We start from the raw sequence: 20,233 nt of genomic DNA, 5'->3' as shown, positions 1-20,233 counted from the left end.
TTCAAAACTTTAGCAAATGCCTTGAATAACTCCACAGATGGTATTAGTCAGAGCATTAAATCTTTAGGAGACCAAATAGGGAAAGGTATGAGTAATCAAGCCAATCTAAATAATTCCCATTTAAGCGTCATTGCCACAAATTTACAGGAATATATCAGTCAAATGAAAGAAACTAAAAATGAAATTTATCGGCTGACACATATTATTGATAGATTAGCAAATAAGTAGGTGTCATTTCAGTTATCAGTTATCAGTTATCAGTTAGCCTCCTCCGGAGGAACTGCGTTAACAGTACCTCTAGCTGTTTGCGCAGCATGACCTAGGAAAGCAAACGGAAAAGCCTCTAATTAAATACATTTACTCTTAGGAAATATCCATTTTATAGTGAATACATAACTTCCTTCTTTTGTCAAGTTTTATGTTAGGAAATATGTGGGTAATGGATAGAAAGGGAGAGGTAATTATCCATTATCCATTAATGAATCCCTCTTTTTAGGAATTAAAATAATTATGCGTCATCGTTCACGACTTGTTGAAGATAATCGAGACCTGGAAGTTTGGCCAGCGTTTACAGACTTAATGTCTAACTCTTTTATGATATTAAGTTTATTATTGCTATTAGCTATTATTAAATCTCTGTTTATAGAGACAATTTCTGATGCTAACGAAAATCGTGCCCTACAACTACAACAAGAAATTACTAATTTACAAAATCAAATTCAACAAAAGACTGGTGAAGTAACAGGATTACAAGGACAAATTGGTAATTTACAAAATCAATTAACAAAATTACAAGGATTAGTAACTACATCTGAAAATGAACTAGAGCAAAAGTCAAATAGAGTTACACAACTAGAAACAGAAATTGAAAAATTGAAGTCTCCACCTGTGATTGTAATTAGAGATTCTCAGTCTCGAAGATTTGAATCAGGAAGTGCGGAAATATCGGGAGATTTAAGAAGTTTTATTGAGGGAGATTTAATCAAACAAATAGAGGATTTTGCTAAGGAATATAAAGGTTATGTTGTTGAAGTAATAGGTCATACTGATGGTCAGGTAAATCAGAGAAGTGGAAGTAATTTAGATACTCAGTTAGAACAAGTTGCTAAGGGTAATGAATCTGTTAATAGTCTGACACCAGGTTCAAATGCAGATTTAGGTTTGATGCGTGCTTTATCTGTTGTACAAGAACTTCAAAAAAATCCTCGTTTGAAAAAATTGGGATTAAAATTTCGAGCTTATTCTGCTGCACAATTATATAATCCTGGTGGAGATTTTGCGGGGGTAAATCGTAATCCAAACCAGAGTCGGCGTCGAATAGAAGTTCGGTTTACTCCTAGTGCAGTTGAAAGGTAGGAGTCAGTCCTCAGGAGTCAGGAGTTAGGAGTTAGGTAGGGGAGCCATCAAATTGGCGACGTACAGGAAGGAAAGCAGTTATAAAAATTTGGAAATGGTGAAGATGGGAATGTTTTGATACCTAATTAAACGGATTTAATACAATCTTAAACTTTGTTGATTTTTCTCTTGAGCAAGGAACCAGCAAAACCAACTATGAACAACCCAATTAATACAGAAGGTTCAGGAACATCTTCAGGTGATTGAGAACCAAGAATACCTGTAGGCATATCTTTAGGCATATCTTTAAGTATACCTGTAGGGGTATCTGTAGGCATATCTTTAAGTATACCTGTAGGGGTATCTGTAGGCATATCTTTAAGTATACCTGTAGGGGTATCTGTAGGCGTATTTGTAGGCATATCTGAAAAACTATTTGCCTGGATAAATACAGCAGAATCAAGAAAAGCATCACCAGCATCAGCGATCGCTAACCTAATATGATGAGTTCCAGCACTAAGTCCTAGTGCTTGTGCAGTAAATAGATTAGTGAAGCCATCATATTCTATATCAAAAAATGGTCCACCCTCACTAGGGTCATTGTTATTGAAAAATTCTGGGTTACTAGCATCAGTTCCTAGTGGCTTACCCCCATTAACTGTATTAATGGCAACTGGAGTAGATGTACCAGGAATTAGAGCAATATTGGTTCCATTTAGGAAGAAACCGAAGACATCATTGAATTTAGAGTTTGTCCATTCTACATATTCTTCAGAAGCAAATACATAATTGAAGTAAAGGTCTCCTCCTTCACTTTCAAAGTCAAATTCCAGAATGGTTGCATCAAAAGTTGTTTGTTCTTCAGGAATCAACCCATCCAAATCTGAATCTCCAGACAATTTATTGTCGGTAGTTTTCTTATCTGAATTATTAGGACCTTTAGCATCGGTAGCTGTACCTGTAGTCAGAATAATACCGCTATCGATGCCAATACCAGATAATAATCCATCGGTGAAAATTCCTGAAGCACCTCCTGTACCTATATAGTTGATAGAATCTGGTGCAATGGTAATCCCACTGCCTAGGATTTCATTAACTAAATCATTGCCATTACTGGTAGGAGTTATAGAAATTGCCTGAGCTGCTGTGATGCCACTGAGAGCAACGAAAGCTGTTCCAGCAAAGGTCGTTGAAAGTTTTTTGATGAATTGTGAAATAGTCATAGCTAGATTAACCCTGAAAAAGTAAGATGTTGACATTACATAGTTGAGTTATTTGTTTATTCCTCAACATATTCTTACTATCAGTAATTTTTCGGACTTTTAGTGTGATTCGGATCTTGAAGAGGTGGTGATATTTACTTAGTATATTTGTGAACGCAAGTAATTAGTATTGGGAACGCGCTCAAATAGCAAAATTTATGGAATAGTTATGAATAAAGAACTGTATCTAGCTACTAACTCCTGAGTCCCGACTTCTTCTTCATATACTGCAAAAGTAGTAGACAAGTATTCCAGGCAACAGATGCAAGAGCACTATTTTTTTTTACCTACAACATATTACTTACGACACATTACTTACGATATATTACTTACGATATATTACTTACGACACATTACTTACGATATATTACTTACGATATATTACTTACGACACATTACTTACGACACATTACTTACGACATATTACTTACGACACATTACTTACGACACATTACTTACCACATCAGGACTTAGCCTTCTTCAATAATCACAGATAAGTCGATCGCTCTCACTGACATTAGGATTAGTTTGCAAATAATCATATACCTGTTGACAAGCTTCTATCAACAAATTATCCAGATTCAAATTCCATAAAATAATCTTGCCATCAGCAGCAGCAGAAGCTAACATTTGACCGTCCGGACTAAAACTCACACTCAAAACATTAACCTGATGAGTATTCAAACTTTTGAGCAAAGTACCTTCAAAATGCCAAATTCTCAATATCCCATCTGTACTACCAGAAACCAATATCTGACCATCTGGACTGAAGTCAATACTATTGACTTGCCCTGTGTGTATGAAAGTATGTAGAGGTTTTCCATTTGTTAGCCAAGTTTTGACAGTGCCATCACTACTAGCAGTAGCTATTTTTTTTTGATCGGGGCTAAACTTAATTTCTCGAATTTCTGAACCGTGAGCTTCTATAGTCAAAAGTAATTCTCCTTCATTGCTAAGAATTTTTACTGTGTTGTAATTAGCAATGGCTCTCATTTTGCCATCCGAACTCAAAGCTGACAATTTTAGCAACTTTCCCTTTTGAGTGCCCAATAATTTGCCGTTTTCAGTTTGCCAAATTTTGATATTTCGATCTTTACTCGCTGAATAAAGCTTTTTGCCGTCTTTGCTAAACTCAATTTTGTAGACCGGAGAATTATGCTCTATTAATGGCTTCAACCTATTGTCAAAGTTCCATAAAATCACTGCTTCGTCAGCACCAGTTGAGGCAAGGATGTTTTCAGTAGGGCTGAAACTGACACCATAAACGGGAGCATTGTGTCCCTTAAAAACCCGTAGCAACTTGCCATCTAGACTCCAAAGTTTAACAGTATTGTCATAACCAGCAGAGGCAATAGTTTGATCGTCAGGACTAAAACTGATAGTCTGAATTAGACCATTATCTCCTTCTATGATGTTGAGTAGTTCAAATTTTTTGTTTTGACGACTCCACAGAGCGATCGCTTTGCCACTTGTAGATGCTAATAGTTGCCCATCTGAACTGAAATTGAGGCTTTTAACTGAAGCGTTATTGTTTTTTAGGGTTTGAAGTAACTTGCCAGTTTCTAGATGCCAAAGTTTGATAGTTTTGTCGGTTCCACCAGAAGCTAATAGTTGACCATCAGGACTAAAACTGACACTTTCAACCCAACCACGATGTCCGTCTAGAGTTTGTAGTCTTTGACCATCTTCACTCCAAACAATTACACTACCGTCTGCACTTGCTGATGCTAATTTTTTACCATCTGGACTAAAGCTGATATCTCTGACTTTGTGTTGATGTCCGACCAGAGTTTGTAGTAGTTTACCCTCAAAATTCCACAGTTTAATTGTTCGATCATGGCTAGCAGAAGCAAGTAATGGTTTATGAGGATGGAAGCTAATACTACGAACTTCGGCATCATGGTCTGTAAATGTTTGCAATAATTTTCCTTGAGTATTCCATAGTCTGACTGTGTTATCGTCACTAGCAGAGGCAATGAGTGTACCAGTAGGGTCAAAAGTGACACTAATTACTGTGCTTTCATGTCCATGAAGACGGTTACGCTCTTTTGATAAGTAAATTCCTTGATGCAAAGCCATTATTACTCGCATTCTAGTATCTGCACCAACACCCCATGATTTTTGGAGTTTTTTTCCGGCTTTTATTTCTGCTATTAAAGCATCTAAACCACGGTCTGATTCAAATAATGTTTCTGAGGAAATACTAAGTAAGTCTAGTTGAATTTTTCTCTCACTAATTAGTGATTTAATTAAAAATATACCTGTTAAAATAACAAGAATAGCCATGGCAATACTACTAAAAATAGCTATTCTTAGTCGTTGACGCAAAACTTTATTTATTTCTAACTGGGAACGTTGTTTTTCTTCTTTAAGTTCATTTTCTTGGCTAGCAGTTAAGAATTTATAGTCTTTGTTACTTAAACTTTTATTTGTTGCCCATAGTTGAGCATCTTGTAATGCTTGACCTCTTAATAATCGAGATTTATCTTGATAATTAGAAGTCAACCAAGCTGTGATTGCTTCGGAATAGGGGCGTAATTTTTCAAGTTCTTTTTCTATCCATTCTAAGTTAAATACTTCTTGATAGATGCGATTATAAACTCTTAATTTATTACCTCTTTTTACTACTAATCCTGATAAGCATAATTGGGTTTGTTCGACACTGGAATCAGTATCAATTTCTCCCTTATTTAAAATTTGTTGATAAAGTCCTAATAATCTATTAGCTATTTGTTTGTTTTTCAGGAGGCGATCGCTAATTGTTCTTAAATGTTGTGGTTCATCAATTGATTGCCAATTTTCAATTATTTTTTGTCTGACTAAATTTTCTACAAAAGCAGTCTCAGAATAATTTATGTTTTTTTCTACTATCTTATTCAAAGATGTTCCAGTATTTTTTGTGTCTGTATTTAATCCTTGATAATTATTTTCAATTAACTCTATATCTTTTCTTTCTAGTGAAGATTGAGATGAATAAAACTGAATTAACCGACAAACTTTTTGAGTTAAAAATGGTTGTCCTCCGGTCCAATCCAAAACTGCTGATATTACTGCCTCAGAATCATTAACTTTTCCTATTAAGCCTAAAGTTAATGGTTGAATTTCATTTATTTGAAAACCTGTTAGTTCAATTGCTCGACCAATATTAAAAGGAGTACGTTGTTTATCCCTAATTAAATCTGAAGGGGTGGCAACTCCCATCATTACAAATGTTATCCGTTCATATTTTGGTTGATTTGCTCGTCTATTATTGAAATTTCTAATAACAGCAAAAAAATCGTCAGCACTAAAAGGTAAATTTAATATGCTATCAACTTCATCAACAAAAATTACTATTTTTTGGGAAACTTTATTTAAGAGGAAATTATCGATAAACTTATCAAATTTGTTGGTATGAGAGAATTGATTATGAGTTTCCCACCAACGATCGAGATTAAAAATATTATTTAGCTCTAAACTACTAACAATACTATCAATTATTCCGGCATACCATTGTTCATTAGTAATTTCAAAAGTACCAATTCCTGTCAAATCTATGCTAGCACAAAGAATACCTTCTGCTTGTAATCTTTGAATTGTTCTAACTCGCAAACTTGATTTACCCATTTGTCGGGAGTTCAGTACAAAACAAAACTCACCTGCTTTAATTGCTTGATAAAGCTCTTCGTCAGCTTTTCGTTTAACATAACTAGGAGCATCATTGGGTAAACAGCCACCTAAATGATATTGGTAATTATTCATAAAAAAAATTAGGCGATATAGCTGCCGCTACGCTCCTTCAATAATTAATAATTAATAATGTAAGCATTCAGCCGTCAGCTATCAGCCATCAGCTATTACCTTTAATTTTAGATAAAAGCTTTATTAATTCTATTACTACAAAAGTTGGTTCCCTTGCCCTTAAAGTCTATATTAATTTAAACACTATCCTGTATAAGAGAGTCTTGTTGCTGATAGCTGACAAGCTATTAGCTGTCAGCTTTTAGCTTTCATAAGAGGGTTTAAATGAATATAGACTTTAAAGCAGACTTTGGTAGTAAATATCAATTCTACCTCAATTAGCAAAGCTTTTATCTAAAACTAAAAGTAATAGCTAAAGTGCTGATAGCTGACGGCTGAATGCTTACGGAAATTTTTTTCTTGTTTCTCCTTGAAAGGAGAGGCTTAAAACCTTAATTATTCGGTAAAAACTACTTTTTTATTATTTTTTTTGTCAGATTTTTTTGCCTAATCATTAATAATTAATAATTAAATAGTTCTGGTTTAAAATCTCCCTCTTTTAAGGAGATAAAAAAATAAATAATATTTCCTGATATTCAATCAAAAAAGGTTTTAAGCAGAGGTAATTATTAATTATCCATTATCAATTATAAATTAATGAATAAAACTATCTCTATAACCCCTATAATATTAATCGAAACCAATTAATTAACTGATAATCATCTCACAAAAGTTGAATCGAAAATGTCTACAAACCTCTGGACTCGTCGTCACATTTTATCTCTAGCAGAATTTACACCCAATGAATACAATATTGTACTACAAACAGCAGCTAGTTTTCAAGAAGTTTTAGGTCGCCGGATGAAAAAAGTACCTGCATTACAAGGTCTAGTAGTAGCAAACTTATTCTTTGAACCTTCTACACGCACCCGCAATAGTTTTGAACTAGCTGCGAAACGTTTGTCAGCGGATACTCTAAATTTTGCCCCTGGTACTTCCTCTTTGAGCAAAGGAGAAACTATCCTGGATACAGCAATGACCTATCTAGCAATGGGCACAGATATGATGGTCATTCGACATCGTGATGCAGGAGTTCCCGCAGCGATCGCTTCGGAAATGGATCGCAAGGGTTATGGAGTACGAATTCTGAATGCTGGAGATGGTCAACATGAACATCCTTCTCAAGCTTTACTTGACCTATTTACTATCTGTATGTTGTTAGACTCAACTCAACCTAGAATAGAACTTTTAGAAGGAAAAAAAATTGCTATTGTGGGAGATATCCTCCACTCTAGAGTAGCACGGTCTAATATTTGGAGTTTGACGGCTTCCGGTGCTGAAGTACATTTAGCTGGAACACCTACTTTACTACCTAAATATTTCGCCGAATTTGGCAAAAATAGACCGAGTAAACTATTTGTACATTGGGATATTAAACCAGCTCTAGAAAAAGCTGACTTTGTAATGACCCTACGCCTCCAAAAAGAAAGAATGAGCGAATCTTTATTGCCTAGTTTACGAGAATATCATCAATTATTTGGTATTACACGCGATCGCCTCAAACTTTGTCAACCAGGAGTCAAATTATTGCACCCTGGACCTGTTAACCGAGGAGTAGAAATTAGTTCTGACTTAATGGATGACCCTCAATTAAGTTTAATTTCTCAACAAGTCACCAGTGGTATTGCTGTACGAATGGCTTTACTATATCTTTTAGGTGGAAGCAAAACAGAATCTTGAACATAGTTAAGTATGATATTAGTGAGGTCATTTCAGTTATCAGTCATCAGTTATCAGTCATCATTCATCAGTATCTCTACAATAAGGAGGTTTGACATAAGGAATATTCTATTTTTTTATCCCCTTAAAAGGGGCTTTAGACCAGAATTTTTCTGTAAAAAATTACAGATTTTAGAGAATAAGGAAAAAGTAACATAAAAAGGAGAAATAAATGTGTACTGTTCTCTAAAAAATGCCATAATATAATAGCAATAATATTTTCTTTCTGTAGACAGACATTTTATAGATATTTTGAGTTATACTTCAGTTGATAAATACCAATATAGACTGCTGAATATAAACAATTATACTTAAATAATTTTCAATCCAACTACTTTATTTAAACCAAGCAAAAATATATAAAAAAATAAAAAATGAAGCAGTAAATAACTCCTGATTTTCCCTAAAAATATATAAACTTTGCTACGTTCGATATAATCTTTAACATGAGTGGAAACCAATTATTAATAATACTATGAATTCTAGTTTAAAAGTACCTTTATCTACCAAACTAAAACCAGAACAAAATCATTTTGCTATTACCATAGCTCCTTTGTCTATTGCTGAAATCTACACATTAGCCGATAATCCTGCCAATGGTGCTGTAGTAGTAATGAGTGGAATGGTTCGCAATCAAACAGACGGTAAATCTGTAGTGTCCTTAGAATATCAAGCCTATCAACCTATGGCCATAAAAGTTTTTGAGCAAATCTCTACAGAAATTCGTAGTCAATGGCCAGAAGTCGAGACCGTGGTCATTCATCATCGAGTGGGACGTTTAAAAATTGGTGAAATAAGTGTGTTAGTGGCCATTGGTTGTCCACACCGTTCAGAAGCTTTTGAAGCTTGCCGTTATGGCATTGATACTTTGAAACATACAGCTCCTATATGGAAAAAAGAACATTGGGCCGATGGTTCTAGTAGTTGGGTTAGTATAGGAGCTTGTGAAGAGCAATAGATACAATTAATAATTGATAATTGATAATTAATAATGGCTTTGTTGCATGAAAGTATATAGCTGCCACACTTGCTTGTGCATATGTACTTCATAATGTGCGGAAACTGCTGTAACTATTGGACAATAGATCAATAGAACATCAATGTTTGATATAAAAAGGCTGAAACTTTTACCTGTAAAGGCTTTGAAGTTTGATAGGCACAATGATAACTATTGTACAATAGATCAATAGAACATCAATAATCGCGAAAGATAGCGATATAGCTGCCGCTAGGCTCCGCCAACGCGAATCAGTAGACCAATAACTATTGTACAATAGATTAATAGAACATCAATAATCGCGAAAGATAGCGATATAGCTGCGGAATGAATGTTCTATCGCTACTTTCATGCAACGAAGCCATTAATAATTAATAATTACCTTTCCTTGATCAAGAAGAGGATTAACTCAAAGGAAAATTTTTTCTCTCTTGGTCTCATGGATACGGCGGGGTCTCCTCGCCATCCCTCGACCGCTTGTTTCTCCTTTAAAGGAGAGGCATTTCACCTTAATTATTCGGTAAAATTGCTTATGGATAGTCAACAATTGGCCACTCCGTCTCTTATAACTCCAAACAATTTTAAGCACCCCCGTTGACGGTGCAGGGCTGTTTTAAAGTCTTGTAAATTAAGGATTTAGGGAAAACGGTAGATTAAAAGATAGTGGAACAGTGAAATTTGCCAAAATTTACCGATTTTTCAGCCAATAAGCGTCTTTAAGCTCTAAGAGAATATTTGGTTCAACGTCGCTTAAAAGCCTCCATCCCCGTGTCTGGTGTGTCTGGTGCGTACCCGTGTCTATTGAGAATGAAACAGCCCTCCGTTGACGGTGGGGTATTAAACCCTAAAAAGAAAAGAGCAAGGAAAAAAAGGAAGTCGGCAAAAAGTTATTTATAGCACTACAAGAATTGGTTAAGACATTTTTCAATCTTATTCGCGGAGCGTTTCCGCACCGAAAACCCTTTTAAAGTAAGCTATTCCCTGTTCCCTATTCAAGTAGCGCCATAACCAATTTTCTGATTACTACTCTCCTCAACCGAAAGTGGATAATTGGGAACTCTAGAAAAGATTTATCGTCTAATTGGAATTAGAGCTAAATAACAAAATTATTGAGCCAGTTCCCCTGATGAATCAATATATATTTGTACCCTGGTCTAAGGTTGAACAAACCCTTTCGCAAGTGGAATTGCCACCTGAAAAACTCTCTAACTACGATCTAGTACTGCGCTGCCAACAAGGTCAGCGCCCAGATCGTGCAATCTTTGCAGAACTTCTACATCGATACCAACTCCATGTAGATAAAATTTTGTATCATTTAGCCCCTGAATGGCAAGACCGCTCAGATTTGGCTCAAGAGGTTTGGATTCGTGTATACCGTAACATTAAAAGATTACAAGAGCCAGTAAAGTTTAAGAGTTGGCTGAGTCGTATCACAACTAATCTGTTTTATGATGAGTTACGAAAGAGAAAACGAGTTACGCCTCCTCTATCGTTAGACGCTCCTCTGGCTTTAGATGATGGTATTATAGATTGGGAGATTGCGACAAATGCTCCAGGGCCAGAAGAAGAGTTAAGTACACAAGAATTTTATGATTATCTGAGGGATGCAATCTCTCAACTACCAGAAGTCTTTAGAGTAACCATTGTCTTGAGAGAAATAGAAGGTTTATCTTATGAAGAAATTGCAGAAATTACTGGAGTTTCTCTAGGTACTGTCAAATCAAGAATTGCTAGAGCTAGGCAAAGATTACAATTACAGCTCCAAAAATATCTAGATATTTGAATGAGATACATATAATTAAGTAATTTAATTTTGAGTAAAAATTTAGTCAAGATAAATCTCTAAATATTCATCAAATTTAATAGAGTAAAACAAAAATAATTCAATTAGCTTTTCTGAGAAAATATCAAAATTTTCTGTAGTGTGAACTATGAATAAAAATGTTAATTCAAATAACTTAGATAATCAATTTCAGGGTGTAAAAAAATGATGGAACAAGAAAGGTTTGAATTAGTAAGTGCATATTTAGATGGTGAAGTAACTCCATCACAACGTAGAGAAGTAGAACTTCTACTTGCTACAGATCCAGTTGCCAAACACCTCTATCAAAGACTACTACAACTACATTCTGAATTTCAAAGAATGCCAGTACCTCCAAAAGTAGAACCTGTGGAGATAATGGTCGATCGAGTATTTGATAAAATTGATCGTAGATCGAAACGAAATTTTGTTTTAGGTGGTAGTGCTATTGCTGCTCTATGTATAGCATTTATATCGGGAATAATCTCAAATAGTCGGACCAATATTCTGCAGCTAGCTGAACATTCTAATTCTGAAACTGTACAAATTGCTTTAAATGAACCTGTAATAGAAATAGTGAATCCTAATAATGTGATGTTAACTATAAATGATCCAGTACTTCAAATTCCTCAACCTCCAATTGCACCACTAAAAAATCAATAACCAACAATAAGATTGCCAAATTAAAGTAGCGTGCAAATTATATTTATTCAATACTTGGAAGTGGAACGGTTTATCAAAATAATTAGGGCTTGCTGATTAAATATCAAAGCATTGATAGATAGCGGTTTTAGCTGTTTTAGGTTGAAAGGGGTGCGCCTGTTTTCGGTAAAGATTGCTCAAAAAACTAGCATTTTGTGCAAGAGTTGGGCAGAACAATTTTGGGACAAAACGCCCGCTCCTACCTCCTCTACATTCCCATTTCTCCTGTCTTCCCCTCCTGGGAGGGGTTAGGGGTGGGTTGTCTCCAGTATAGCTGTCTCCTACAAAGAGCAAAAAGACTTTTGAGCGCAAACCCTAATTAGGTTTTCAACCCCACCTTTGAAGGCCAAATATTTTTGGAGAGTTACTCAAAATTCCCGTGACAAAAATAACTTCTGACTTCGTCAATGGTTTGTCCAAAATCCACTAGGTAATAACTTACCACCAAATAACTGAACCTTTTCTGGTAACATTAAGTAGCTCCAGACAGTGCATAAATATTCTCCATTCAGTCCAAAAATATCAATTTTTTGTCTCCGGTACTCGTTTTCTTCTGGAAGGCGTTCAGGATGATAATATTCTAATAAGTCCAAATCTAACAAAACCTCTGGATTTCTGAATGATAATACAAATCCATGTACATTCATATCTCCTCTAGTCATAGCTGGATAGCCAAAAGGCAGTTCATACAACAGACCATTAGTCATTGCCGGAAAAGCATCCACAACATATTCAGCACAATAGAATTTGTAGTTTGCCTCTCCTGGTTTAAGAGTACCGTAGACAAATACTTGAAGATATTTCACTTTGAAGAAGACAGAAGGCAGAAGGGAAAATTGCTCATGGATAGTCAGCGATCGGCCACTCCCTGTATCATAAGCTCAAACAATTTTCAGCACCGTATACACGGTGGGGTATTAAACCCGCCACAAACAAATAAAGATAATTACTTCTTAAGGAATTACCTTAGACTTCTTGTAGAAGCTAGGGAATAGGGTATAAGAAAATGAAATTGTTTATTTCATATCTTGAATTGATTTAATTAACACTTTTGCCAGAGATATCTTCTCAAAACAAGTAACAACCACTAGATGTTGTGTAATACCAATCTATCTATGAGGTTACATATTGAAGCTACTGAAACAGCCTTTGCTGTTGAGTACTTCAGAACTACTCTATAATATAATAGTAAGGTTAAACTTAATTAAATAAAGTTTGTGCTAAGACCACAAAAATTAATCATAATTCTTAAATATTTGATTAAATGATGTTAGTAGTAAATATGATGGCTTTTCTACTCCCCCAGTTACCTTTAGGAGCTTTTTTACCAGAGTTACCACTTGATAGTTTATTTTCTACCCAAGGAATAATGGTCATGCTACTAGCAGCTTATGCTGTAGCTATGTGGATGTTTCTTACTAGCGCCCCGAAAGTTTACACAATCATGGTTTCAGACTTAGCCATTGCTCAACAGTTTTATGAAGGAATGATGGATTTACCAGTAGCAGAAGTACCTTTACATTACTACTATAATTATGAACAAACATTAGGTGCAACAGGTATAGATCCACTTTATCTATCAAGCGATTATTCCAGACCAAGTACTACTAATCAAGGAACAGCAGTTTCAGATGGTTTATGGTATCAATTGATGAAAAATACTCAGGTACATATTATTAGTGGAGCAAGTCTAGGTACAAGAAATAACCAACGTCATGTTTGCTTTGATAAAGATTGTTTAGAACAAATATTAATGCGCGTACAAATGCGAGGTGTTAAATACAAAATTAGAAGTGAGAGACCCCTAAATTTATTAGTTAAAGATTGGAATGATCGAGTAATAGAAATAGCTGAAGTCAAAAACTAAAAATATAGCCGTTAATAACGGCTTTGAACCATAAATAAGTTATAACTCAAAATAATATGAATAATCTTCAAATTATCACCCCTAATCTATATATTAATTATCTATCTTTTCTGTGGGAGATTTAATAACCCACCGTCTACAGGGTACTTAAAATTGTTTGGGGTTAATAAGACATCAAATGGCCAGTCGTTGACTATCAATCAGCAATTTTCCCTTCTACCTTCTGCCTTCTTCAATGAACAATTATTTCTTATTTCCAGGCATTAAACTGTAGGGACTCATACTTAAAGATGCTCCTAGAAGTTGAGAAAACCAGATCTCAAAAGAGCGAACTCCATAATTAGGAAATTCTGAATCCATATTATTAGATATAGGTTCAACAAGAATAGTAAACATTCCTAAACGATTTCCTGCTAAAACATCAGTAAATAAGCGATCGCCTACCATTGCAACTTGTTCTACTGGTAAATTCATCGCATCAACAGCTTTTTTTAACTTACGACGAGAAGGTTTACCCGCTCCAAAAATATAAGGTATATTGAGAGACTCGGCGATGCGACTTATTCTATATTGGCTCAGATTATTACTTACTAACCATAGACTTGTTATCGTTCTAATTTCTTCTACCCATATACTTAATTCCGGAGAAGTATTACTGTCACTAATTGGTACAAGAGTGTCATCTACATCTAAAACTAAACCTTTAATTTGATGTTTTTGAATAATTCCCGATGTTAGACTTAAAATTGAGTTTCCCAAAACTAAATCTGGCTGTAAAAGTTTACCCCAAGACATAAAATTAATACTTATATTTATTGAAATAACGATAATTTTAAATGAATAAGTTAAAAGTTAAATATTAGCAAAGTATAAACCGCTAATTTTAACTTCTTACTCATCAAAAAAGAACAAAAAAACTCCTAGTGCAGGATGACAGAAATAATTAACAAGTTACAAAATCCTAAAAGCCTTACCAATCAATACTTTTGACTTTTGACTTTTGACTCTCGACTTCCGTGTAGCGACACTAGCTATTGAGATGATAACATTCTTTCCACTTCTGCAATAGCAGCCTCATGTTCTGCAGCAGTACGACTGAAAATATGAGTACCATCATACCTGGCCATAAAATATAAATATTCTGTATCTTCTGGATTAAGAGTTGCTTCTAAACTTGCTAAACCAGGACTAGCAATTGCTGTTGGTGGTAAACCAATATTCAGATAAGTATTATAAGGAGAAGGAGTTTCAACCTGACGATAAGTAAGAGGTTTCTCTTTTGTTTGACGAATACCAAGGCCATATTCCACTGTTGGATCTGCCGCTAACCTCATACCTTTCTTCAAACGATTATTAAATACACCAGAAATTACACCTCGCTCCTCAGCAACTACAGATTCCTTTTCTACAATACTCGCCAATGTCACCCACTCATGGAGATTCAAATTTTCGGAATTATTCTGATTTTTCTGATATACAGGCAATGCTATTTTTTCAAACTGCCCTAACATTTGATTAACAATACCTTCGGCAGTGTTTTGTTCCGCTTCTATCTTATAAGTATCTGGGAATAAATAACCCTCTAAGTGAGGAATATTACTTGGTAACCAGGGAAATTTATCATAAGGAATATTTCTAGTAGCAGCAATAAAATCAGCAGCAGGAAAAAATCCTTGAGCTTCTAAATATTCAGCCATTTGTTGAATTGACCATCCTTCACGAATTATGTAGCTGAGTTTAACTACATCTCCGTCTAGAATTTTATCCGCGATCGCGCTGAGTGGTTCTGTAGGTGATAAATTATAAGTCCCCGCTTTAAACTCTAAATCAGAATTTTGCATTCCCAACCATTTGACCCAGAAATTCCAAGCTGTTGCAGAACGAATAATACCAGCAGCTTCCAAATCTTCTCCTATTTGTTGACCATAAGTTCCCACTGGAATTTTAATTGTTACAGCATTTTCTTCTGGAGACTGAGTAGATGATGTGTTTGTCACTAGAGGGCCACTAACCCAACTCCACCAAGCCCATCCCTGCCAAGCAAAAATACCACAGCTTACAGGTAATATGGCCAAATAGAATAGGGCACGATTGGAAATTAGTTTAATACTATTTTTCATTTGATTAGTTAATACTTTATCCTCAAGGTTCTCTTAGCTGAGTTTGTCGCGAAGATGATTATTTAGGTTATTCTAGAGCATAATTGTAGGTCTAAATAGTTGACTAAATCACCCTGATTTGATCAAAGTTTTAAATAGGGCTTGCTGATTAATGATAAAAATATTGATATATAAAGCTTTGAGTACTGTGAGGGTCGAATTGCAGTGCGCCTGTTTCAGTTGATTTGGCTCAAAAAGCTAGTATTTTAGGTGCATAGTTGAGCAGAACAATCTTGCTTGGGACAATTATTACTCCTACCTCCTTACTCATTCCCATTTCTCCTGTCTCCTGTCTCCTACCCCTACAAAAAAATTTTATTCAGCACACCCTAAATAGTTTATTCCATATCATTGAAAAGTTGATCTTCTAGCATTGATTGAACCATTGGCTGAATTTGCTGAAACTCTTCTTCTGAAAGCAATTCTAGTTTTCCATCATCACATTTACGAGCTGGAATTAAAAATGGATCTAATGGTGTATATATTGCGTATTTCTGGTCTTTGTATAAAAAAGTGGCCAACTCTTCGTAATATTCACCTTCTTCATCATTTTCATCTACTTCATCTAGTTCATTTTCATCCCATTCTGGTAATTCCCCAGTAACAGTTAAAATTATAGCTGTTCTTTGCAGTGTAAGGTTTTGTTCTTCAAGTACAACTTTGGCAGTATCAAAAATTCGATCGATTTCCATTTCATCACCTACAGGAATACTTGCTTGGTCTATATCTCCTTGTGCCCAAGTAAATATTTCTATTGGTAAGTCTATTGGTAGTAACATTACATACTCTTGGTTATCTAACTCCAGAGAATACTCTACAGTACAACATAGCGATCGCTCTGCCTCATCAGTTAAAGTGACATAAGTTTCTGGAAATTGTCCATTTTCTTGTGATTCTGGGGATGAAAACATTTTGGGTATTTAGATGATTTTTTTCACTTTTAGTAGTGCCCTAAGTATAGGTAAATTCTATTCATCAAGCTTCAAACAAGGTCTAAGAGATTGAGTTTTTGTTGATGCTCATTAAGCAGATTTTTAGATCCTGCTAGATAATTACCGTATACTTCCATAATAGTTAACTGTAGGTATTTCAATACTCAACAGTTTTCCTATGAGATTTTAACTTCCCTGGCGGGAAGTCCCGCGCTCTCCCGCAGGGGAGCGTCGGGATGAAAGCTTGGGCCAAGATTCGCATACCTTCATAAGCTGTTCATATGCCCTTGACAAGCTAGGTACATTTTGTTATTGTAAAGCTCAAAACAGGGGGAGGACATCACCTCTGTCTAAACAGCGGTCAGGGTTTCCCAGACTGAAGAATCCCGCGTTGTCCCGTAAGGGCAACGTCGGGAGTATGTCAAAATATCATAGCTCCTTTTCTAGATAATTAACAATGTAAGCATTCAGCCGTCAGCCATCAGCTATCAGCTATTGCTTTTAATTTAGGATCAAAGCAATATTTAATTGTCTTACTACAAAATTTAGCTACCTTTTCCTTAAAGTCAGTTGTTAATTTAAACACTGTCCTATATGAGATAGTTTTGTTGCTGAAGTCCGCAGTTCCTCCGGAGGAGGCTAGCTGACAGCTAATAGCTGTTTGCGCAGCATTCCGTAGGAAATGCTTACTTAACAATTAACTATTATTTCTCAGAGTTATACTTGATTGATACTTGATAACAGTAAAATTTCACTAATATGATTATAACTCTGTTTTTATATTTAGCATTTATTAGCTATTTTTCAAGATATTAAAATTCTAGACAATCTGATTTATGAGGGAACAGGTAACAGGGATGAACAATTGATAATTTATAGATCAGATAATAATTTATCTTATTTTTGATTTTCACCAAAAAATTCAGGTATAAAGCCTCTCCATTCATTGATAAAAAAGCAGTCAAGGATGGGGAGGTTTCCTCGCCGTATCCAATTTACCAAGAGAAGAAAAAAATCCTTTTAGCCAATCCTCTTCTTTATAAGAAGAGGTAATTATTAATTATTAATTATTAATTATTAATTGTTGAACAGATATCTATTGAAATCAATTTATTTCTCTTCTTCTATGTAATAGATTTTTCTATATCTGTTGAATTATTTACTTGTGAACTAATATTGTTTTTTCTACGTTCATCCAACCATTGCTGTAAAATCAAAGCTGCAGCTTTTCTATCAATTAAATGTTTATTCTGAGAAGGAGAAATATTCGCAGCCTTCAGCATATCCTCAGCTTGAACTGAAGTCAAACGTTCATCAACATATTCTATAGGTAATTCTAAAGCCTGTGACAATCTTTGAGCATATTTTTGTATTTGTTTAGCTTGAAAACCTATAGAACCATTCATAGAGTATGGCAAACCTACAATTAAAATTTGTACTTGACGTTCTTGGATAATAAATTTTAACTTAGCTATATCTTCTTGAAAAGAGGTACGTCTAATAGTAGTAATACCAGTAGCAATTAAACCAGTACCATCACATCCTGCGACCCCCATACGTTTTCTACCTACATCTAAACCCAGTGCTGAAATTCGAGATTGAGACATTGAATATTCAACTCCTTAATCTACAATTATACTTTTTAGATTTGCGACAAATATCTCACTCCTTTTCGCGATCGATATGGAGATGTTCAACAATTAATAAACAATCAATAAATAACAATTATAACAATTACCTCTTATCTTTTAAAAAAAGTAGGTTTGAGTATAATTTAGGGAGGATTTCAGCTTCTGTTTTTCCCTCCCAACCTTCACCTGCGGTATTAACAAGCTTACCCTTGCTCAAATCTCCAAATAACAAAAATTGTTGTCATTTGATAGCTATAGTTATGAGTAAGTTTTATGAACTTTAGAGAAGTTTTCGCTTACTATATTTACCCCTAATTTTTCATCTTTAGATTTTTCCATTATCATCTTCCTCTCCACTTTGTGAATTGGGAGATATAGACAACTCTGATGCAGAATTTACCTGTTCACTTGTAGCTTCCCAATAATAATTATTATTAGTCTTGATCTGAGAATTACTACTTTTACCATGGTTATTTTGCATGATTTTTAACAAAGAACTACGACTAGGAACTGGTTTACGAACTGGTTGCAAACTTTGAAGAACTTCCGAAAACTGGAGTTCAGAAATAACAGACTTAGACTCTCGAAGTTTATGCCAAACAGAACGAGACATTAACAAAGAATGTTCAATTTGTTGAGCTTTTATCTTTTCTAAATATGCTTCACGTTCAGGTTGATAATCAATAGAAGCAAGTTGTAGAGATTGATGAGGAAAATCTTGAGCCAGTGTTGCCATTTGGGATAGTAACTCTGGATACAACCAAGTATAAGCTGGATGTACAGTTAATTGAGCTATATGTGGTTGTGTACCATCACGACATAATTGTACTTGAAAATAGCCGATCGCCGCCTTACGTTGGGGTTCAAACACATACCCACTAACCAATTCAGTATGATTTATCCATTGCCTTACTCCCTCCATTAAACTACTAACAAAGCTAGTTTGAAAATCTGGGATATGGCGGTCGAATACTTGCCGTACCAGAGGAGGCATAGATACTGTGTCCAATTGATAGAGCAACTGAGCATCAGCATTACTAATAGGTAGTAAGTTTGGTAAATTGGACTGAGAAAGGGCTAACTCTTGTAATTGTTGGGGAGTAATTGTCCAGTAAGTAATTTGGGCTAATGGCTGAAAACCATTTTGGCGATAAAGAGCCATCGTCTCCTTATCATTAACATTAACTTCCAATAACCATGTCCGTGCTTCCCAAATTTTCTCAAAGCAGTATCGTAATAGTTGAGAACCTATTCCTCTGTTAGTCCCTGTTTCTTCCGTAACTATCCCTTCTACCCGCCAACTGCTGCGGGTGCGGTTGCTAGGAGAAACCTGGATTGCACCTTTAATTTGTCCATCTACTTCTGCAACATAAGAAGTTAGCAAATATTTGCAGGGATTAGGAAAAAGGCTCAATAATTTTATAGGCCAGTACCAACGACTAATTTGTGGTAATTTCTGGCTGAGGCTAATAGGAGAGAGGTTAAAGGTAACATCTCGATGGTTGTGTTGTACCTCCGGAGTTTCTCTACATAGGTTCTCGATCGCTTCTAGGTCGCGGTACTCTAGGGGACGGATGACCACCTGACTCTTGTTTTGGCGGGTTAAAGGTTTCATTATTTTTTCTTATAGATTTTTGGGTACTTATATCAAATAAAGTTTTGATTTTTGTGGAACTAGAAATTTGGCGAAATCAGTTTTTAGTCATCCAGATAAATGACTAAAATGAACCTAAATTTATAGTTGTTTCAGATTAGTTATATAAGCATTATTAATACTTTATATCTTGTCATTAGTCATCTCCAGAAAAGAGGCAACAGGCAACAGGCAACAGGCAACAGGGAGAAATAATTGATAATTTATAGATAAGAATTGATTTGATTTTTGATTATTGGAGATGTCTATTAGTCATCTTCACTTTTTTTGCTTTCATTTCCATCAACTTCTTGTTTTATCTTTTCTTTTGCGGGTTTAATCCCACCGTCACTTGTGGTACTTAAAATTGCTTGGGGTTATAAGACACAGAATGGCGTGTAGAAGAATATCCATA

Annotated in this window: 14 protein-coding genes and 1 pseudogene; 7 read left to right on the top strand and 8 right to left on the bottom strand. The window is 35.1% G+C overall.

Features of this window, described 5'->3' with window-relative positions:
- A pseudogene (locus F6K15_RS25720) lies at window positions 1-228 on the top strand (hypothetical protein); the annotation flags it as partial.
- Between the two features lie 282 nt (window positions 229-510).
- The gene (locus F6K15_RS25715) at window positions 511-1,356 is read left to right on the top strand and encodes a hypothetical protein (RefSeq protein WP_293066188.1); all 846 of its coding nucleotides are present in this window, start codon (window positions 511-513) and stop codon (window positions 1,354-1,356) included.
- 146 nt (window positions 1,357-1,502) lie between these two features.
- Here the strand turns inward: F6K15_RS25715 and F6K15_RS25710 are convergent, their stop codons facing one another.
- Window positions 1,503-2,558 carry a choice-of-anchor L family PEP-CTERM protein gene (locus F6K15_RS25710; protein WP_293066185.1) on the bottom strand — a complete coding sequence of 352 codons (1,056 nt, stop codon included), beginning with the start codon at window positions 2,556-2,558 and terminating at the stop codon, window positions 1,503-1,505.
- Between the two features lie 519 nt (window positions 2,559-3,077).
- Window positions 3,078-6,338, bottom strand: a complete 3,261-nt coding sequence (locus F6K15_RS25705) for an AAA-like domain-containing protein (RefSeq protein ID WP_293066182.1) — start codon at window positions 6,336-6,338, stop codon at window positions 3,078-3,080.
- 723 nt (window positions 6,339-7,061) lie between these two features.
- On the opposite strand from F6K15_RS25705, the gene F6K15_RS25700 reads away from it, so the two are divergent.
- The 4 genes from F6K15_RS25700 (at window position 7,062) to F6K15_RS25685 (ending at window position 11,557) form a co-directional block, all read left to right on the top strand.
- Window positions 7,062-8,057 (top strand): aspartate carbamoyltransferase catalytic subunit, encoded by a 996-nt coding sequence (locus F6K15_RS25700; protein WP_293066179.1) that lies wholly within the window; start codon window positions 7,062-7,064, stop codon window positions 8,055-8,057.
- Between the two features lie 514 nt (window positions 8,058-8,571).
- Window positions 8,572-9,054 carry a molybdenum cofactor biosynthesis protein MoaE gene (locus F6K15_RS25695; protein WP_293066176.1) on the top strand — a complete coding sequence of 161 codons (483 nt, stop codon included), beginning with the start codon at window positions 8,572-8,574 and terminating at the stop codon, window positions 9,052-9,054.
- Window positions 9,055-10,219: 1,165 nt separating this feature from the next.
- Window positions 10,220-10,876: a sigma-70 family RNA polymerase sigma factor gene (locus tag F6K15_RS25690; RefSeq protein ID WP_293066173.1), complete on the top strand. Its 657-nt coding sequence runs from the start codon at window positions 10,220-10,222 to the stop codon at window positions 10,874-10,876.
- A 204-nt stretch (window positions 10,877-11,080) separates the two neighbouring features.
- Window positions 11,081-11,557 (top strand): anti-sigma factor, encoded by a 477-nt coding sequence (locus F6K15_RS25685; RefSeq protein WP_293066171.1) that lies wholly within the window; start codon window positions 11,081-11,083, stop codon window positions 11,555-11,557.
- 443 nt (window positions 11,558-12,000) lie between these two features.
- Here the strand turns inward: F6K15_RS25685 and F6K15_RS25680 are convergent, their stop codons facing one another.
- Complete coding sequence (locus tag F6K15_RS25680) at window positions 12,001-12,402, bottom strand: gamma-glutamylcyclotransferase (RefSeq protein ID WP_293066168.1); 402 nt, start codon at window positions 12,400-12,402, stop codon at window positions 12,001-12,003.
- A 458-nt stretch (window positions 12,403-12,860) separates the two neighbouring features.
- Here F6K15_RS25680 and F6K15_RS25675 point away from each other — a divergent pair, with 458 nt between their 5' ends.
- Complete coding sequence (locus F6K15_RS25675; protein ID WP_293066165.1) at window positions 12,861-13,463, top strand: glyoxalase-like domain protein; 603 nt, start codon at window positions 12,861-12,863, stop codon at window positions 13,461-13,463.
- Window positions 13,464-13,706: 243 nt separating this feature from the next.
- Here F6K15_RS25675 and F6K15_RS25670 read toward each other — a convergent pair whose 3' ends face one another.
- The 5 genes from F6K15_RS25670 to F6K15_RS25650 all read right to left on the bottom strand — a co-directional run bounded on the left by F6K15_RS25670 (window position 13,707) and on the right by F6K15_RS25650 (window position 19,800).
- Complete coding sequence (locus tag F6K15_RS25670) at window positions 13,707-14,258, bottom strand: YqeG family HAD IIIA-type phosphatase (RefSeq protein ID WP_293066162.1); 552 nt, start codon at window positions 14,256-14,258, stop codon at window positions 13,707-13,709.
- Window positions 14,259-14,494: 236 nt separating this feature from the next.
- Complete coding sequence (gene mltG, locus F6K15_RS25665) at window positions 14,495-15,583, bottom strand: endolytic transglycosylase MltG (RefSeq protein ID WP_293066160.1); 1,089 nt, start codon at window positions 15,581-15,583, stop codon at window positions 14,495-14,497.
- 377 nt (window positions 15,584-15,960) lie between these two features.
- Window positions 15,961-16,533: a DUF3727 domain-containing protein gene (locus tag F6K15_RS25660; protein ID WP_293066157.1), complete on the bottom strand. Its 573-nt coding sequence runs from the start codon at window positions 16,531-16,533 to the stop codon at window positions 15,961-15,963.
- A gap of 1,145 nt (window positions 16,534-17,678) precedes the next feature.
- The gene (gene ruvX, locus F6K15_RS25655) at window positions 17,679-18,161 is read right to left on the bottom strand and encodes a Holliday junction resolvase RuvX (RefSeq protein WP_293066155.1); all 483 of its coding nucleotides are present in this window, start codon (window positions 18,159-18,161) and stop codon (window positions 17,679-17,681) included.
- Between the two features lie 349 nt (window positions 18,162-18,510).
- The gene (locus tag F6K15_RS25650) at window positions 18,511-19,800 is read right to left on the bottom strand and encodes a GNAT family N-acetyltransferase (protein ID WP_293066152.1); all 1,290 of its coding nucleotides are present in this window, start codon (window positions 19,798-19,800) and stop codon (window positions 18,511-18,513) included.
- Window positions 19,801-20,233: the final 433 nt, after the last annotated feature.

Origin of the sequence: Okeania sp. SIO2B3 (assembly GCF_010672525.1) — a bacterium.
Taxonomy (GTDB): Bacteria; Cyanobacteriota; Cyanobacteriia; order Cyanobacteriales; family Microcoleaceae; genus Okeania.
Note: the sequence above shows the minus strand (reverse complement) of the source record. Positions and strands in the feature narration are given on the sequence as shown.